Origin of the sequence: Vibrio quintilis (assembly GCF_024529975.1) — a bacterium.
Lineage (GTDB): Bacteria > Pseudomonadota > Gammaproteobacteria > Enterobacterales > Vibrionaceae > Vibrio > Vibrio quintilis.
Map to the genome: position 1 here is coordinate 1759631 of NZ_AP024897.1, position 17197 is coordinate 1776827.

Genomic DNA, 17197 nt, shown 5'->3' on the forward strand with positions numbered 1-17197 from the left:
GTATAAATCAAGGCATCAGAACAGCGAAGTCCGGACCGGAATCTCTGGCTCCGACAGAGATTCCGCACCTTCAGCACTGCCGGTGAGAAAAGGGCTTTGCGGGTCATGTTGCTGATAATTGCGTAACGCGGTTTTCTGCTGGCTGGTCGCGTAACAATACTGACAGCCGTGCAGGCAGGTGTTGTAGCTGCCGATATCGACACTTTGAATACAACCGCAGGCCTGCCGTTGTCCCGGATCTTTGGTGCTGCTGACATCGAGGCCGAAGATTTGCCTGAGCAAGACATCATCGACACATTTACCATGCCGGATACCAAATTCTGTTAAATCGGTGGTTTCGGCGCAGGTGGTGATGCTTAGCTGATAATGGCGGGCAATCTCACTCAGTCCCTGACAAAGTGTTCGTAGTTCATCGGCATCATGGAGAATATCGTGATACCTCAGTCCGGCGACTTTGCGCAGATTTACTTCGGTTTTCCGGTACAGATCGGCAAAGCTGATCACCACCTGCCGGGTGTGTTGATGCAGGTGTCTGGCAATTTTCTCAAACAGGCGCAAATGCTCCTGCACCGGCGTCAGGTTTGACACCAGAATCGGGTCGTAACGCCAGATCACTTTGTCTGCCCCAATCTGCTCAGATAGTTTTTGAAAGATTTCAATTGCTTTGAGCGGGTGCAGGGTGGCGGTTTCCAGGGGTTTGCCGTAGCCGGTGAGGGTAAACTGAAAGTAATACCGGTAGCCGGTTGTATCGAGTAACGGCAAATGTTTGAGTAGTTTGGCCGGATTGCGGGTCCAGAAAACAATCACGTCAACATCGTCTGGCCGCAGCGAGATCCGCTTGATCTGTTTTGCATTAAATGGATTGCGTGTCAGCAGAAAACCAGCCTGAATCCGGTTGAGGAACCAGTCGCTGTAAAATGCCGGAATATCCGTTCGTCTGCTGGCGCTGATGATCATAGGTTGCTTGGGTATATAAGAAAACTATCATGAATTTTTTATTACTGAATTAATTATAAATGAATTAGACGGAAAATTCACTAATGTGGAAATTATCGAAATATTATTAACATCATCTGTATTCTATTGGGATAATGTACTATCTGGTTATAATTATATAGATGTAAAATTGCTAGTGGTTTTTTGTTATTAATAAGATTAAATCATAGTTGTGTTATTAAAATTTGAATTTATTGATATTTCATCCACAAAATAAACCATAATAAACATATGATCAGAAATAATAATATATTTGATGTAAACTTATCAGGTTCATATCAAAAGTGTTTTTTTAAAGATGATAGGAGAGTGATTTATGAAAAAAATTGCGAATTGTTTTATTTCGTATTGTCATGAAGATATTGATAGAGAATCTCTTGAGCATCTTGTTAGCCGATTTGAAGAAGAGTCATCGGGTAAAATAAAATTTCATACTGACTATAGCCTATCAGCGGGTGATGACTTACCTAAGTACATGGAGTTATTAGAATATGTTGATGGAACAATAATGATATTTACTCCGGCATATAAAAATAAAATACAAGATCGAAAAGGGGGGGTTTATAAAGAATTTTCAATAATAATGAATCGATACTATGAACTTGAAAGAGAAGCAAATATTCAAACTGATAAACCTCAAGATAAAGATGATATTTTTAAAAGTAAGGTAAAATCAATTAAAAGTCCATTCTGTTTAATACCTATAGTTTTTTCTTCAACTCATGAAAATAGTGTTCCTAAAGAACTGTATGATAAATTGTCATTAGATTTCACTTCTTATCGAGCACTATCTAAAGGTGGTAAGATAGTTGAATCTGAAGAAAATAGGAAAAAACATATTAAACTTATAAGAAATATTATTAGTGAGATTTTTACATATAATTCGTTAGAAAGTGACGATACAAAAAAACAATTTCATAATATAATGAATAATTTTTTTGAAGAAACAAAATTTGAAAGAGTGAAGAATAACCCTTGGTTTTATAATAATTTTTCTGCAGCATTTGTTAAAACACATGCATATAAAAAATTAAAAAGACAAACATCTTATATATTAATAGGGAGAAAAGGAAGTGGGAAAACGACAATATCTAACCACGTTGGTGTTGAGGATAAATCAAAATATAAACAGCATATAAACATTGATGTGAATGAAATTAACTTAGAATATATATATGGGTTTTTATTTTCAGATCAAATATATGAAGAATTCAATATAACAATTAATCAACTTGAGATGTTTGAAATATCATGGATGCTATATATTTATATATCATGTTTCGAAGTGGTTGTGCATGAATATAAAAATTATAATGGAGAAAATATATATGCTGATGATTTGAAAATTCTGAGAGATTTTTTAATTTCTATTGATAGTTCAGGAGAGGTTAATAAAGAAGGGCTATTTATCTGGTGTTATTCTGCTGTTCTTGAATATAAGGAAAAAGTATTGGAATTATTATCTGATGATCCTAAAAAATTTTATTATGAAATGAGACGTGATTTTAGCATAAAAAATGTTATTAATAATATTTTCACAACGCAGGTAATTGAATCATTTAGAAATATATTAAAATCATGTAGTAAAAAAATATTTATATCATTAGATGGTTTTGATACTAAATTTGAAGAGTTTAGAAATAAAACTCATTTCTATGCTTCATCACCAGATGAAAAATCAAAACGATATAGTATGGAGATCGACTGGCTTAGAGCATATATACATATAGTTATGGAAATAAAATCAGGTAAAGGAATGTGTATTCCTGAAATGAACAATGCTATTGATTTTTGCGTGGTTGTTCCAAAGGAAAGATTTATAGAAGTGAAGAGGCAGGAAAGAGATAGTATTGTTTATTTAGGTAAAGAACATCATATTATGTGGTCTGGAATTGAGTTGTCAATTATGCTGAGAAAGAGACTTGAGTTATTAAGTGAGTATAAATCCTTGAATACTGATAAGCCTCACGAAAGACTCAATGATGTATTGAGTAATGCATTTCCCCATATTCCTGATAAAAGTATAATTAATATTTCGGGTAAGGAGTTTACAATTGATTTGTTTGTTGATGTATTACGTCATACTTTCTGGCGACCTAGAGAGATATTAGCATATTTTGCCAAAATTATATCTGTTCTTAATGACTATAAAAATAGAGATATAAAGATTACAAACTTTGCTATAGATAAATGTATTTCAGGGACGACTAGAGAAATTGTTAACTCAGAGTTTATTAATGAATTTAAAAATCATTGTACAAACATATCTGAAGTTGTTGGGTTATTTAGGAAGTCTACGCAGATATTATCAATTGAAAAATTGAAAAACATACTAAATTCAGTGTCATTAGAATTTGTTAATGAGCTTGAACCATGTACAGATTTTAAAGAAAAAATATCATTTCTATATGACATTGGTTTTATTGGGATTAGTGCAAACGAAGAAAAAGTGAAATCTCAAAAGCTATTAAATAAAGATTTTTTTTCTTTTACAGAAAAAGAAGAAATTTTTGATCTAATTTCTATGGATGATTTTGATGGGTGTGATTTTATCATTCATCCTATTTTTTGTGAGTATTTGAACTTGAATACAGAGAAACAAAGACTGACAATGGACATTAATTGGGAATATTTGTATCAACAAGAGAGTCAAATTGTTTATAGATGAATGATTTTTTGAGAGATATTTATATTTTTCTTATAGAGACTGTTCATAATTCCATGGATTCAAGAGCCAGGTTATTTTCCCGGGTCTCAGAGAGTCGGTTCTACCTGTCAGTGCATCAACCTTTCGTTATTTCAATCAAAACGAGCTAAACATTTCCTGTTTCTTCCCAAGTGCCCATGCCATCCGGGCATTTTTATTGGTAAGTTTTACGATTGCCATGTTCCCTTGGAACTAATCCCAGATAGTTGGAAAAATGTCGGCCATTTTTAAAATCTCTCCCATCTCCAAGTTCGATTCGTAATGTTGAGGCGTCTAATGGACCAACTCCCGGGATACTCGATAAAAAAGCCATTGATGGATCCAATTTGCCAAGGGTCTTTATTTTCAGTTCCATTGCCCGGCATTTTTCAGTCAATGCCTTGAGCTCAAGGCACAGTTCTCCGAGGAATTTACGGCTAATCACTGTCAGGTCATTTTCTGCATCCTACAAATATTCCGGAATACATTTTCTATTTGATGCACCCTTGTTGGTATTTCGATACCGTACTCCAAACCTAAACCACCAATCAGGTTGATTAACGCGGTTCTGTTTTTCATCAGTCGTTTTCGAATCCTGTGGAGACACGGTATATCTTATTACTCAATTGATTTTAGTGGTACATAACGCATTTGAGGTCGGCTGTCAGCTTCCACAAACGCAATGGCGTTATTCCGATAACTTGATCCATAGGATACCTTCCAATGTTGAATGATTCTCAACATTTAGCATGGCTCACTGAAGCTGGTTAAGGGAGGTGTCCATTTCATTAGTTCCTGGTTGTAGGTCACTCAGGCAGATATCGAACACAGACACGCATGAACCCATCCTTGGGGCTCTGCCGCGCCTTCCTTGGCGCGGAAAGACTGCTTTTCGATATCTACCTCGTCACCAAAAGTGGAGCATATTTAGGAACAGCTATTTAGTAAGATGACTTGGCTTGCGGATATGAGTATGATTTAAATAGAACTGTGATACTCAATAGTCTTCAATATAGTGGTGAATTTTGCTGTTTAATATTTAAACTTTATAGTACCTTGGAAATTAAAGGTATAGCCTGTCATACATTCAGTCGCTGAAATATCTCCCAGACGGCAATTCTGTTTGAATCAAACTTCAGCAGTGCCGTTGCCTGTGCTTCATTGCACCACTGATATTCAGAGTGTTCATGAGAAAGAACCGGGTCAGAGGTGACTTCAACCATCAAGGCATATTCCGGAATGACAAACGGGTGGGTCTGCCATGTCTGGTGATCTTTGAACATGACTCTGGGGAGCATGCACATCGCATCAAGTTGCTGCCAGTGTTTGCCGCTCAGGCCGGTTTCTTCTTTTAATTCCCGGATGGCTGCCTGTGAAGGACTTTCGTGATCTTCACCGCCTCCCGAAACACCCTGCCAGACGTTTATGTCCGCCCGCCGGCAGATTAAGACTTCATCGCCGTGTTCAGTGCGGCGATAAGGAAAAACTAACACCTGAAAGGGTGCTCTCATTGCTGTGCTCCTGTTTCATGTTCAGATTATCTGGGTATATAAGGCACTGAATTTTAGCAGCAACCCGGTGTAAAGTACGGAATATACTCAGGCTTCGGGTGCAATGCAGCCGATACAACATATGGGGATGGCGATCGGGATTGGTATGCCCGGTCAGGTTTTCTTTGTCAGCGCTGATGTCAAAGCGCAGGAATAAACGCTCTGACCGGACTTTTGCGGATAATTTCTTTGATAAAAATACACTGAATGCCGTGGATCTGGTGTTCTGAATACCAGAACACAGATTCCCGGTCTGAAACCTTCTATTATTATTAAAAATGTTATTTAATAATCGCTTATCAGATTGATTTTAGTGAAACAGAGTGATTATCAACAAAAAATAACGATACAGAGAGGGTTCCTATGTCTTTAGTTAAGAAACTGCTGATTGCCAGCTGTCTTATCGTTTCGGCGCTTGCTGCAATTCAGGCCGGTATTTCAGTTTATGGTATCCGGACTCAGATTTCAGATAATATCTCTTCCTCCAATATTCTTTACGGAGCCAGTAATGCCGGATCTATCAGCGAGTGGCTGGATGAGAAAAAACGGATACTGGATGCATTTACCGATGCGTTGAGTCGTGCTGAGACCACAGCGCAAATCACCACCCAGATTAAAACAATTGATAAAGCCGGCGGGTTTGGTTCGGTTTTGTTTGGAACTGTTGCCGGAGATACCTACAGAGCGAAAGGTCTGAATACCAAAGCCGGCTATGATCCGAAAATTCGCCCGTGGTATAAAAATGCCCTCAATACGGATCAGGTTTTCCTCAGTGAACCTTATGTGGGGGCTTCAAGCGGGAAACTCATCGTTACGCTGTCCAAAAAAGTGATGATTAACGGGCAGCTCAAAGGTGTGGCGATGGCCTCCCTGCCGCTGGACAAAATTAATCAGGATATTTTGTCGGTGACTGTTCCCGGAAATGGCATCGCGTTTTTACTTTCTTCTTCCGGAATTATTATTTCGCATCCCGATAAAGCTTTGCGCAATCAGCCTCTGGATAAGCTGACATCATCGATCCGTGCGGGTGAACTGATAAATAATGCCGCTCAGAAACAGTTATTTGAGCTCAATGTGAATCAAACCGGTTACCTGACCAATGTGACCCGGGTGGCCGGAACCAACTGGTATCTGGTGCTGATGAGTCAGGAGTCAGTTTTACTGAAGCCAGTGCAAACTATGTTGATTTATCAGCTGGTGACGGCGATTGTGATGATTATCATCTCAGTGATAGTTCTGGCCGTATTAATGAAGTATTTACTCTCCGGATTACAGAAGGTGTCTGCGGCGCTGAATGATATTGCTCAGGGGGAAGGTGACTTAACCGTTAACATTGAGGTGAAAACCCAGGATGAAGTCGGCAAACTGGCAGGGAGCTTTAATGTCTTTGTTGAAAAGCTGCACGGGATAATATCCAGTGTCAACCGCCTTTCAGAACAAATTCTGGATCAGTCTGAAGTGACCGCGGAGTCTTCAGAAAAAAGACACCAGATGGTTCGCCATCAGCAGGATGAAGTGGTGATGGTCGCAACCGCGATGACAGAGATGTCGACCACAACCGAAGATATTGCCGGTAACGCAGAACAAACAGCACATAATGCTCAGCAAATGGTGGATATTACCCGGACCGGCAATTCACTCATAGAGAAGAGTCAGACTTCCATTAATCACCTTTCGGATGAAGTAAAGAATGCCAGCCATGTGATTGAGGAGCTGCATCAGGAAGGAGAAAAAATCACCAAAATTGTTTCTGAAATTAATGATATCGCGGAGCAGACCAACCTGTTGGCACTCAATGCTGCCATTGAAGCGGCAAGGGCCGGTGATCAGGGACGCGGGTTTGCTGTGGTTGCCGATGAGGTGAGAAATTTATCGCAGCGCACCAGAGCATCAACGGAGGAAATTGGTCAGATGATCAGCAGCCTGCAGGAGAAAACAACCAAGGCGGTAGATGTCATGGAAACCTGTCACAACCTGGCATCACTGAGTGTGGAAGATACAGGCAGCGCTGCGACGAATTTTAAACATATTGAATCTTCCATTAATGATGTTAATAACATGGCTGCGCAGATTGCAACCGCAGCAGAAGAGCAGGCGGTGACCGGCAAAGAGATCAACGTGAATACTGAGTCGATCCGGGAAATCTCTGAGCAGTTGAGTGAAGATAGTGTTGAAGGAACCAGACAGGCCGGTACCCTGAATGAATTTTCCCGCAAGCTGATTGAACAGGTCAATAAGTTCAAAATTTAGTATTTATTTTGGTTTCACAGGAAGAAAAAGCGATGGCAAATCCTGAACATGAAGAAATACTGGATTTTCACGATAAGGTGAGCGTGGTGTTGTACCGTGCGGGAATCAGTGTCTTTGCGCTGTTTTTGCTGGCATACGCGGTGGTGCTGATTGCGAAGGCCGGCTTGTTCGTTGTGCCGGACGGGATCCGCTTAACGATTCTGTCTGGTCTGGTTTTGGGCGTGGTTTTCAGTGCTGCCAATATTCACGTGTACAGTAAAACGGTCCGTTTTTTTATTGCCTTTCCCGGTTGGATCGGCATGTTTCTGATGATTACCGATCCGCTTCATACCCGGTTGTGGCTATCCCTTGGATGTTTGTTTATCACGTTTTCCGGCATCGCTTTGAAGGAGTCTTTCTGCTTTCAGGTGACCGGATTGAAGTTTGTACCGTTTTTCCTGGCAGCGGGAGCCGGTTTGATGCTGTTTGAGCTGTTATGGCAAAGCGGTGTGCTGCTGTTGGCCGCAGGTGTCGTGTTGCTGTATTTGTCGAAGGAGAAATGGCAGATGCCGCTGCATTACGATATCGGTGATAAGTCCCGATATCAGGTTTGAGTCTGTTTCTCTGGTTTATTTTCATGTCCTGGTTAGCGCTTGTTTATCTCTGGCCATCTCTTCAATATAGGCCGTACATGTGAAAAAAGATTCGGGAAATTCAATGATGGAGCACCGTATTCGCGCCGCGGGAATTCTTATTTCTGATGCGTCTGTATTGTTGGTGAAAGTGAAGGATTCAACCGGGGAGTACTGGATTCCGCCCGGCGGTGGGTTTGAAGCAGGCGATCTCAGCACGAAGCAATGTCTGCGAAGGGAGTTCAGGGAAGAAGCCGGGATAGAGATTGAAGCCGGGGAGCTGATTTGTGTCCGGGAATTTCTGGAAGCGTCGCCACAACGCTACAATGCTGAGTTTTTCTATCATGTTACACATTTTTCCGGTGAACCACATACCGATAACCTGAAGGGTTTAAATGATGAAGCCTTTATCCAGCATGTCGAATGGGTACCGGTCAGTCGCTTAGCAGAACTCAGAACCTATCCGGCGGATATCGCTGAGCTGGTTGAACTGATAGCAGCGAAGCAGTTTTCTGTCCACCTCGGGAGTTACCGGCAGGGGAATGATGAGGAGACGAATCATCTTTAAAAAAGGCCGGTGAAGTCACCAGCCCTTTTTAATCCGGGGAAATTAATTGACTTTTTTCAGCCAGTGATGCTTATCTTCGGCTTTTCCGGCCTGAATATCACACAGTAGTTGTCGTAGCTGACGGGTCTTTTCCCCGGTCTGGCCGGAACCAACGGTGTATTCTTTGTCCTCGTGGATAAATGTCCCGACAGGAGCAAGTACCGCTGCCGTGCCGGATAATGCGGCTTCTGCATCCGGGCGGGCCGAGCGCTCAAGCAGCTCTTCCACAGTCAGGTCTTTTTCAACCACTTTAATGCCACAGTCTTTGGCCAGCGTCAGGATCGAATCGCGTGTGACGCCGTGAAGAATGCTGGTGTCCAGAGATTTTGTCAGCAGCTCATTACCCTGAATGAAAATGAAGTTCGCCGCGCCGGTTTCCTGAACATGACCATCCGGGCAGAACAGAATCTGATCGGCCTGATATTGTGCTTTGGCATCCAGAATCGGACCCAGGGCACTGGCGTAGTTACCGCCGGATTTCACCATGCCCATGTGCGGGGCAGAACGCATTCCATCTTCCTTCAGCAGGACGCGCAGTGTTGAGGAATCACCACTGAAATAGTCGCCGACCGGAGAAATGAGAACATACAGTAAAGAAGATGCAGATGGCGATGCCGCAGCACCAATTGCTGCTTCAGAGCCCATGTGTACAGGGCGGATATACAGCGAGCCCGGAGGAAGAGGAACATCATCAGCGAAACGGGCCACCAGGTCTGTAATCATCTTAAACAGCTGATCTTCGTTGACTTCTGGCAGGCGCAATAAACGGCTGGACTGCGCCATTCTTTTTACATTGGCATCCGGGCGGAAAATGAAGACGCCGCCGTCTTCATGGCGGAAAGCTTTCAAACCTTCAAAGCAGGTGCTTGAATAGTGCAGCACATGTGCTCCGGGATGCAGTTCCAGACGGTCTGATGGTGCGAACACCGGTTCATTCCATTGTCCGTTTTCAAAAGATGCAATGACCATTTCAGGTAAAATATTTTTTCCGAATGCAGCCATGGATTTTTTTTACTCCTTATCAATTTGACCTTATACCCAAGATAACCGGAGTTGCAGCAAGGTGAGCAGAAAAAGCCCTCAGGTTCTGATCACCTGAATTATAGGGTAAGAGAACACTGTGAACCTGGCTGAAGCTTTAAATATGAAGGGTATTTCAATCTTTTATATCATGTTCATTTGTATTTATCGATACTTATGTTATGGGCTGTTGACCTTTCAGGTCTATTTTTGCAGCGATTTGTTCGTGCTTTTATATACCCAAGCAACCTGAATCATGCATCTTCAGACTGTTTGGGTATACAAGGCAGACTCCGTGCCTTATCCGGGTCAGAAGACTTCCGGGCATGTCCCGATTTCCTTTACCATTTTATTTTATGAAACATTTTGAAATGCATCACCTTGATAGATGAGTCATATGACATATAGTTTTTATTAATTGTCTGAAAACTGGTCAGAGGGATGTGAGATGTATTCAGCAGCAGAAAATGAAATCAGTCTCGGGAAAGATGAACTGATTATCACCAAGACAGATATTCAGGGGAAGATTACTTATGCCAACCGGGTTTTTATGCGGGTTGCGAATTATTCCGAGCAGGATTTACTGGGGCATGATCATAATATCATCCGTCATCCTGACATGCCCAGAGGTGTGTTTTACGGTTTGTGGAAGACATTAAAATCAGGCTCGGAATTTTTTGGTTTTATTAAAAACTACACCGCTGATAAAAATTATTACTGGGTCTTTGCTAATGTGACGCCGGATTATCTGAATCATAAAGTGGCTGGATTTTTTTCTGTGCGCCGTTATGCACCCGGACAGGCCAAAGATGAAATGATTGACATCTATCGTCAGATGCTGGAACAAGAGCGGGCTGTTGACCGGAGCAGGGCGCCGGAAGCTTCCTGGCTATGGATGAATGAGTTTATTCAGTCTGAATATCAGATGGGTTATGAAGAGTTTGTGTTACGTCTGTATGACAAACATCAGAGGGGAGGTGAATGATGAATATGCCACATGTCAGTCGTAATACATTATTTATCAAACAGAAATATTTTATTATCTGTGCGGTATTTACCGTCATGGCTATCATGTTTACCGGAATCAGCCTGTTTGCAAATGGATTTAGTGTGGTGAGTCTGGTTTTTCTGGTTTTGGTGATTGTTTTTATTATCTACTCATACCGGGATTTCTCAGCCCCTCTGGATGTGCTTGAAGAGATTCGCCAGGCACTGGATGAGGCAAAAACCGGTAATATTCACGTCAGAATCACGCAGACCAAAGGGTTGGGGGAAGTTGGCTATGTTGCGTGGGCACTGAATGATTTTCTGGATATTGTGGAAACGAACTTTAAAGAGTTATCCAACAGCTTTGAACGGGCGGGCCAGCGGCAGTTTCACCGCAGAGGATTGACTACGGGACTGCCCGGTGAGTTCGGTCAGTCTTTGAGCGGAGTGAATGAAGCGTTAGATGCGATGAAGCAGGCGCACATTTATTCCCGTGAGAATAAGCTTAAGGGTGAGCTGCATCAGCTGAATACTTCAAATCTGTTACATAATCTGACCAGTAATCAGCAGGAGCTGGTGACTTTATCGGGGAAAATGGATGATGTTCTGGAACTTGCCCGGGAGAGCCGCGATGGTGCAGAGCACAGCCGGGAGGTTGTTGGCCAAATCCGGAATTCGTTTGGTGACATGAATGTCAGAATGTCTTCGATGGAGAAAACAGCGAAGTCGCTGGGAGAGGAAAGTGTCCGGATTGCCGATACGATTAAAGTGATCACAGATATTGCTGAGCAAACCAATTTGCTGGCGTTGAATGCTGCGATTGAAGCTGCCCGTGCCGGAGAAGTCGGACGGGGATTCGCCGTTGTGGCTGATGAAGTTCGCTCGCTGGCGGACCGGACCCGCGGGTCAACGGCTGAAATCGGCGAGATTATTACCAATCTGACTTCCCAGATTGAGGAAGTGGTGTCTGAAACGCTGGCAGTTAATCAGAGTACCAAAGATATCAATGTTGAAGTCAATAGTTTTCATACTAACTTTGACCGGGTTGCGAATGCTGCGCAGCAGACCATTGAGCTGATGCATGAAACGAAAGATTTATCCTTCTCATCGCTGGTGAAATTAGATCATGTGATTTACATGCAAAACAGTTATGTCGGACTGGAACATAACGGCGCCGGACCGGAAGCAGACTCTGTTAAAGTTGATCATTTTCATTGTCGGCTGGGCCGCTGGTATTACGAAGGGGAAGGGCAGAGCAGTTTCGATAATCTTGCCGCCTACCGGCGACTGGAGAGTTATCATGCCTCTGTACATGAAAATGTGCATGCTGCAATGGTGCTGGTACAGAAAGACTGGATTGCAGATGAAGCCGTTTTTAATGAGCTGATCGGGCTGGCCGGACAAGCGGAGCAGGCCAGTCGGGGGGTGGTGCAATGTATCACTGATATGATGTCGGAGAAATACGGTTAAAGCCCGGATTAAAAAAAGCCAGTCAGCATAATGCTGGCTGGCTTCACTGAAGTGAAAATAATCCTGATGTTGTGATTATTTCGCTTCGAATGCACCGATGTCAGGCGCAGAACCTTTGTATGTCACACCGACATCTGTCCCGGCATTGATCAGATCACTGCCGTTTTTCAGGTGGAAGAAATCAACATCCGGCAGGCTGCCGTCAGATTTCCTTGGTCTGAGAAGCTGGTTGATGTCCATGCTCTTGAAGTCACTGCTGGATACAGAGTGACCATTTTGCCAGCTGTTATGGGAAATATCTGTTTTGCCGGCGCTATACTTATCTTTTGATTTTTCGTAATCGTAAGAAATCGTATTTTTGATTTCCAGACGACCGGCAGCGTTTTTACTGCTAAAGGCAATATTGCGGCCATTTTTATAAGCGACTGAATTGTAAATAGTAATGTTGCCGCGGTTACTGTTGTGATCATAACCGTCTTCCGCATTTCCTGCAGCGATTGTGTTGATGTAAATTGCGTTATGTTTCAGTTTCTTATCGTCACTGCCACCGGTTTTAAAGCCGTTTCCATCACCTTTACCCAGCTTACCGTTTTCCAGATAACCATTGCGGATCACCCAGGTATTTTCATAGGTGGTTGTCACGTTGTTTGCACCACGTAAATAACCATCAATTCCGTCATCGAGGTTATTCCACGCGCGACAGCCATAGAAGCGGTTTCCGTCACCAATGCCCAGTTTCGCGGCGAAACCGTCTGCATTTTCCAGTGAAGAGTCTGCGTTGTAGTAAGAGTCAACGTTCTTAATCAGGTTATGGCTTGCACCGCTGTCCAGTTGCAGACCGGTATCGGCATTCCGGGAGAAGGTGGAAAACTCAACCGTATTGTAAGAGCCTGTAATGTGCATCCCGTTATCACCGGCTTTCTGGACATCGATGCCGTAAATGTGCCAGTAGTTACCTTTAAGCTCGATACCGCGGTTGCTGCCTTTCTCTGACATGGCAGAGAAATCAAGGACAGGACGGGTGCTGTCTGACGGATATTTACTCAGGGTGATTTTCTTCGATGAACTGCCTGATTTTGTCAGTTTAACCGGAGATTCAAAGTAGTAAGTTGTGCCACGCAGATAAATGGTTTCACCTGCTTTGGCGTTTTTCACCGCTGAAAGCAGTTCGCTGGCTGAATCAACAACGGTTGCATTCGGATCGACGGCATTATTTGATGAACCTGATGAAGAAGAAGGTTTGATATGGAAGCCATTCGAGTTGGCTGTTTTACCTTTGCTGTCGGTGTATTTCACCCAGAACCAGTAGTCTTTGCCATTTTTAAGATGACTTGCGGTGTAATCAAATGTACCGGGGGAAACTGTCGATAGCCGGGTCCGGCCTGCCGGGTTGCTGTCTGTATCATAGTAAACCTGATAACCCGTGCCGGCTTTTGAATCTGTCCAGTGAAGGCTGGCTTTTTGATTCGCAGCTTCACCGGTCAGTACAACCGGGCTGACGGCGCTGCCTGATGGTTTTGCGCTGATTGCATCCGAGCTGACCCACTGGCCGCCGGTATTTTTATACTTCACCCAGAACCAGTACTCCTGGCCGTTTTTCAGGCCGGAAGCGGTGTAGTTCATCTCATTTGATGGAAGTACAGCCAGGCGCTTGCGTCCTGATGGTGAACTATCCGTATCGTAATATACCTGATAGGAAGAACCTGAACCGGGATCTGTCCATGCCAGCACGACAGACTTGTTGCCGGCGCTACCGGCCAGTGTCAGCGCATCTGCTGCCCAGGCACCTGTTGATGCAGCAGAAATTAAAGCAGTTAATGCCGGAATTACAAATTTCTTTTGGTTGATTTTCATCAAACCCTCCTGACGTTTGAATCATTGAATGGATATACTCAAACAACCGGCTTCTTCTGGTTGTCTGAATATAAAACATGCAAACTATCAATATATAACTGTTAATAATGAAAACTGATTAAATTATTTTAATTAAAAGTGTGGTCGGTTTTTTTTCATTATCTATTTGCAGACTTATCAATTGAATGCGTTTATTTGTGTTTCATTCATTTCTGTAAAGTTGTTATTTTAATTTTTATGATTTTTGTTTATTTTTTATCTAATGAGTAAATGATCATTTGAAGGCATTATTTGATATCTGATGATTTTGTGCCATGAGTTTCTATTGTGTTTTTTAACTGTGTCACAAATAATTTTATTACTAACATCTTTTCTTTATAACCAATTGATTATTAAGATTAAAATTGTTGATATAATCAATTTTAAAATGAATATTTTTTGCGGGATGAATTCAATAACAGGCAGGGTCTGTTTTTGATAATGACAATTTTTCTGATTATTTATATGACCTGATATTAATATAATGCTTCATTTATATTAATATCAATTTTGATTGAATTACTTTTTTTATCCGGAAAAAAGCCAGCGTCATATTATTTGTCGCTGGCCTGGTTGATGAGTTTGAACTGTGATTTTCTGGTCAGTGTTAACGCCAGCTATAAGGCGGCTGGACAGTTACATCATTGATTGAACTGTCGCCACTCCAGCTGTCATTGACTAAACCGTAGAAGAAGTTGGAATACTTATCGGAGTAATATTCCAGATCACCCAGTAATGTCGCGCTGCCGCCGGCAGTTTTATCGCCAAACCATCCCATCGGATAGAACGTTGATTTGACTGTCGCATTGTCTTGCACGTTGAACGTATGATACCAGGAATACGGCATATTACTTGCTGAACCCAGCAGAGTCAGCCCGCCGACAGTACTGTTACCGCTGACGTTACCATGAATAATGGTGGCGTGATCTTCTATACGGCTGTTGCCGGTGACCGTACCGCCCAGAACTTTGGCGTATGGGCCAACATAAACCGAAGATGGTGTACTTGTTGTCGCACAACCTCCACCATTACTGTGACGCACTGTGCCGGAAGGACAGCTGTCTTTCGAACCATTTTTAAAGCCGTCAGGCCATGCGCCCTGAAGTTCAACCATATACGGATAACGGTAAATCGACGGATAAGGTGTGCCATCTGATACGTGTCTTGCCCACAGAATTTTCTGGTACTCAGACGGTGTTGCCATGACAACCAGATACACTTCATCACCAGAATTGATGGAGACAGAAGCCTGATTATCAGAACCACGCTGAATGGTGCTGTATCTTGGTGAGTCAAGATGGCTGTCTGTGGCAACCAGACCCCAGCGCCAGTCAGAGTTTGCATTCTGCTGGACCACGCCCCGGAATTTCACCGTGACTTTTGATGCTCCGGATTCCGGATACAAGCGAATGATGTTGTAACCCCAGCGCTGAGGTGCCCAGTAGTAGGGTGAAACAAAGCGGTGGTTGGTTTTCCAGTCTGAATTCAGGGTTTCTAACTGTGTCAGGCGCAGACGACGTTGGGTATTCGCCCCCGGTGCCTGATCAACAGCGCCATAAGCCTGTCTGAAAAATGCGCCCCGGTTCGTGCCGTTGATATCAAGATAGTCCCAGGTGACGTTATGCATCGCCCAGTCGCCGAATTCATCATTCAGCTTACTGATATCCCAGCCCTGATTCTGCATCAGTTTTTGCCATTCATCTTTGTTGGTTGTCGGTGATGACCACATTTTTCCGACGACACCAATGCCGAACTTATCTTTCAGATATTCCATAAACTGCCAGTTACAGTAACGGGTCCGGCTGTTTCCGTAATGAAGGTGAGGCATGTTGACCTGCATTTCACTACAGTGAACATTTTCCGGGAACATCTGATGTGCCATCCAGTTTGCATGGCTTTCATGGATCCAGCATCCAACGCCACTACAGCCGGGAAATGCGGTGACCATATATTGTGCGCCATGAGCAAATTCGTGGGCAAGTCCCCATTTATCTGACGCAGTGGCAGGTCCGACCCACATCCCCATCAGGCGGTGTCCGTCTTTGTACCAGCCACCTCCGGTGAGCCCGAAACTGTTACCAAAGTGAACGGTAGCTTTATATTTCTGGCTGGATTCACAATAAGGTTCTTTAAATTTAATCCGGCCGAAGTAGGCGGTCCAGATGGTTTCCAGCGTGTTTAGTGCTGTCTGTGCTTTCGATGTGGTGATGTTGGTGCCGTCGGCCCAGTAAGCAGAAAAGTGCTCACTCTCGATACGGAGTGGCTGACCGGTGTCACCGGTTGTTGATGGTGTTTGCCATGTGCCGCTGACGCAGGAATAGGTATTTCCCTGCTCATTTCCGCCCTGCCATTCAGAAGAGAGGCTGGCGGCATAAGAATCTGAGGATGTATCTGAAGTATCCTCGCTGCCACTGCTGGCTGAAACCGGCGTCGCGGAAAACGAGTTTGAATTCACCAGTTTTCCTGAACTGTCTTTGTATTTAATCCAGAACCAGTAAGGGGTGCCGTTTTGCAGACCGGAGGCTGTGTAAGCATGCTCTGATGATGAAAGGCTGCTCAGACGGACACGCCCGGCCGGATTACTGTCGGTATCATAATACACCTGATACACCGACCCCGTTCCTGCATCACTCCAGCTCAGGCTAACCTGACTGTCGCCGGCATTCCCGGTAAGGGAGATCGCGGCATGCGCTGCCCAGGCCGGTACTGTCGCGATGACTGCTGAGAGTACCGGGACGAGCATCTGTTTCCTGCTTATTTCCATTGATGTTCTCCTGAAATATGAATCATATTCTTTTTTAAATATTTTCAGTTTAATATTTATTCTGACGTAAAAATGACGCGGTCTTTACAATAAATATCTCACCGGGGAAGGTTTTTCTTTCCCTTTCATTATGAAATAAAAATTATACTGATTTTTGTGAAGACAGCGTCTGCACATATTGAATGTGATTTATGATTTTATTTTATTCTCTATCAAATAACTATGGCACGGCCTGCAGATGTTTATTAAGTTAGTAATATAATTAATAGTTATGTGTTAATGTTATCACTTAGTTTTTTTATTATCAAATAAGGTTGATACGTTTACGAGATGGTGTTTTATTTAAGGTGATGATATTTAATG

At 43.0% G+C, this 17197-nt stretch carries 12 protein-coding genes; 6 read left to right on the forward strand and 6 right to left on the reverse strand.

Going from position 1 to position 17197, the window contains the following annotated elements; all coding sequences use genetic code 11:
* Positions 1 to 15: 15 nt before the first annotated feature.
* Positions 16 to 957 (reverse strand): DUF1848 domain-containing protein, encoded by a 942-nt coding sequence (locus tag OC443_RS08360; RefSeq protein WP_073583309.1) that lies wholly within the window; start codon positions 955 to 957, stop codon positions 16 to 18.
* A 355-nt stretch (positions 958 to 1312) separates the two neighbouring features.
* On the opposite strand from OC443_RS08360, the gene OC443_RS08365 reads away from it, so the two are divergent.
* Positions 1313 to 3664 (forward strand): P-loop ATPase, Sll1717 family, encoded by a 2352-nt coding sequence (locus OC443_RS08365; RefSeq protein WP_073583311.1) that lies wholly within the window; start codon positions 1313 to 1315, stop codon positions 3662 to 3664.
* Between the two features lie 193 nt (positions 3665 to 3857).
* Here OC443_RS08365 and OC443_RS08370 read toward each other — a convergent pair whose 3' ends face one another.
* Positions 3858 to 4127: a transposase gene (locus tag OC443_RS08370; RefSeq protein ID WP_073583313.1), complete on the reverse strand. Its 270-nt coding sequence runs from the start codon at positions 4125 to 4127 to the stop codon at positions 3858 to 3860.
* A 634-nt stretch (positions 4128 to 4761) separates the two neighbouring features.
* Positions 4762 to 5193: an NUDIX hydrolase gene (locus tag OC443_RS08375; RefSeq protein ID WP_073583315.1), complete on the reverse strand. Its 432-nt coding sequence runs from the start codon at positions 5191 to 5193 to the stop codon at positions 4762 to 4764.
* 402 nt (positions 5194 to 5595) lie between these two features.
* Between OC443_RS08375 and OC443_RS08380 the strand changes: the two genes are divergently transcribed.
* The 3 genes from OC443_RS08380 to OC443_RS08390 all read left to right on the forward strand — a co-directional run bounded on the left by OC443_RS08380 (position 5596) and on the right by OC443_RS08390 (position 8661).
* Complete coding sequence (locus tag OC443_RS08380; RefSeq protein WP_073583317.1) at positions 5596 to 7482, forward strand: methyl-accepting chemotaxis protein; 1887 nt, start codon at positions 5596 to 5598, stop codon at positions 7480 to 7482.
* Between the two features lie 32 nt (positions 7483 to 7514).
* Entirely contained in the window at positions 7515 to 8075 is a 561-nt protein-coding gene (locus OC443_RS08385) for a DUF2301 domain-containing membrane protein (protein WP_073583319.1), read from the forward strand.
* Positions 8076 to 8181: 106 nt separating this feature from the next.
* On the forward strand, positions 8182 to 8661 hold the full coding sequence (locus tag OC443_RS08390) for an NUDIX domain-containing protein (protein ID WP_073583333.1): 480 nt from the start codon (positions 8182 to 8184) through the stop codon (positions 8659 to 8661).
* 42 nt (positions 8662 to 8703) lie between these two features.
* On the opposite strand, the gene OC443_RS08395 is transcribed toward OC443_RS08390, so the two are convergent.
* Positions 8704 to 9702, reverse strand: coding sequence for a branched-chain amino acid aminotransferase (locus OC443_RS08395; RefSeq protein ID WP_073583321.1), 999 nt, complete (start codon positions 9700 to 9702; stop codon positions 8704 to 8706).
* Between the two features lie 466 nt (positions 9703 to 10168).
* Here OC443_RS08395 and OC443_RS08400 point away from each other — a divergent pair, with 466 nt between their 5' ends.
* Together OC443_RS08400 and OC443_RS26305 are read left to right on the forward strand one after the other, a co-directional pair.
* Positions 10169 to 10705, forward strand: a complete 537-nt coding sequence (locus OC443_RS08400) for a PAS domain-containing protein (protein WP_073583323.1) — start codon at positions 10169 to 10171, stop codon at positions 10703 to 10705.
* Positions 10705 to 12177: a methyl-accepting chemotaxis protein gene (locus OC443_RS26305; RefSeq protein ID WP_083601626.1), complete on the forward strand. Its 1473-nt coding sequence runs from the start codon at positions 10705 to 10707 to the stop codon at positions 12175 to 12177. The genes OC443_RS08400 and OC443_RS26305 overlap by 1 nt, the downstream gene beginning before the upstream one ends.
* 75 nt (positions 12178 to 12252) lie before the next feature.
* On the opposite strand, the gene OC443_RS08415 is transcribed toward OC443_RS26305, so the two are convergent.
* Together OC443_RS08415 and OC443_RS08420 are read right to left on the reverse strand one after the other, a co-directional pair.
* Positions 12253 to 14031: a fibronectin type III domain-containing protein gene (locus OC443_RS08415; RefSeq protein ID WP_073583325.1), complete on the reverse strand. Its 1779-nt coding sequence runs from the start codon at positions 14029 to 14031 to the stop codon at positions 12253 to 12255.
* A gap of 646 nt (positions 14032 to 14677) precedes the next feature.
* Positions 14678 to 16834 carry a DUF6055 domain-containing protein gene (locus OC443_RS08420; RefSeq protein ID WP_073583327.1) on the reverse strand — a complete coding sequence of 719 codons (2157 nt, stop codon included), beginning with the start codon at positions 16832 to 16834 and terminating at the stop codon, positions 14678 to 14680.
* Between the last annotated feature and the right edge of the window lie 363 nt (positions 16835 to 17197).

Bases quoted from the DNA above. Each gene is read 5' to 3' on its own strand.
- OC443_RS08360 (WP_073583309.1), bottom strand. From the start codon at position 957: ATGATCATCAGCGCCAGCAGACGAACGGATATTCCGGCATTTTACAGC.
- OC443_RS08365 (WP_073583311.1), top strand. From the start codon at position 1,313: ATGAAAAAAATTGCGAATTGTTTTATTTCGTATTGTCATGAAGATATT.
- OC443_RS08375 (WP_073583315.1), bottom strand. From the start codon at position 5,193: ATGAGAGCACCCTTTCAGGTGTTAGTTTTTCCTTATCGCCGCACTGAA.
- OC443_RS08380 (WP_073583317.1), top strand. From the start codon at position 5,596: ATGTCTTTAGTTAAGAAACTGCTGATTGCCAGCTGTCTTATCGTTTCG.
- OC443_RS08385 (WP_073583319.1), top strand. From the start codon at position 7,515: ATGGCAAATCCTGAACATGAAGAAATACTGGATTTTCACGATAAGGTG.
- OC443_RS08390 (WP_073583333.1), top strand. From the start codon at position 8,182: ATGGAGCACCGTATTCGCGCCGCGGGAATTCTTATTTCTGATGCGTCT.
- OC443_RS08395 (WP_073583321.1), bottom strand. From the start codon at position 9,702: ATGGCTGCATTCGGAAAAAATATTTTACCTGAAATGGTCATTGCATCT.
- OC443_RS08400 (WP_073583323.1), top strand. From the start codon at position 10,169: ATGTATTCAGCAGCAGAAAATGAAATCAGTCTCGGGAAAGATGAACTG.
- OC443_RS26305 (WP_083601626.1), top strand. From the start codon at position 10,705: ATGAATATGCCACATGTCAGTCGTAATACATTATTTATCAAACAGAAA.
- OC443_RS08415 (WP_073583325.1), bottom strand. From the start codon at position 14,031: ATGAAAATCAACCAAAAGAAATTTGTAATTCCGGCATTAACTGCTTTA.
- OC443_RS08420 (WP_073583327.1), bottom strand. From the start codon at position 16,834: ATGGAAATAAGCAGGAAACAGATGCTCGTCCCGGTACTCTCAGCAGTC.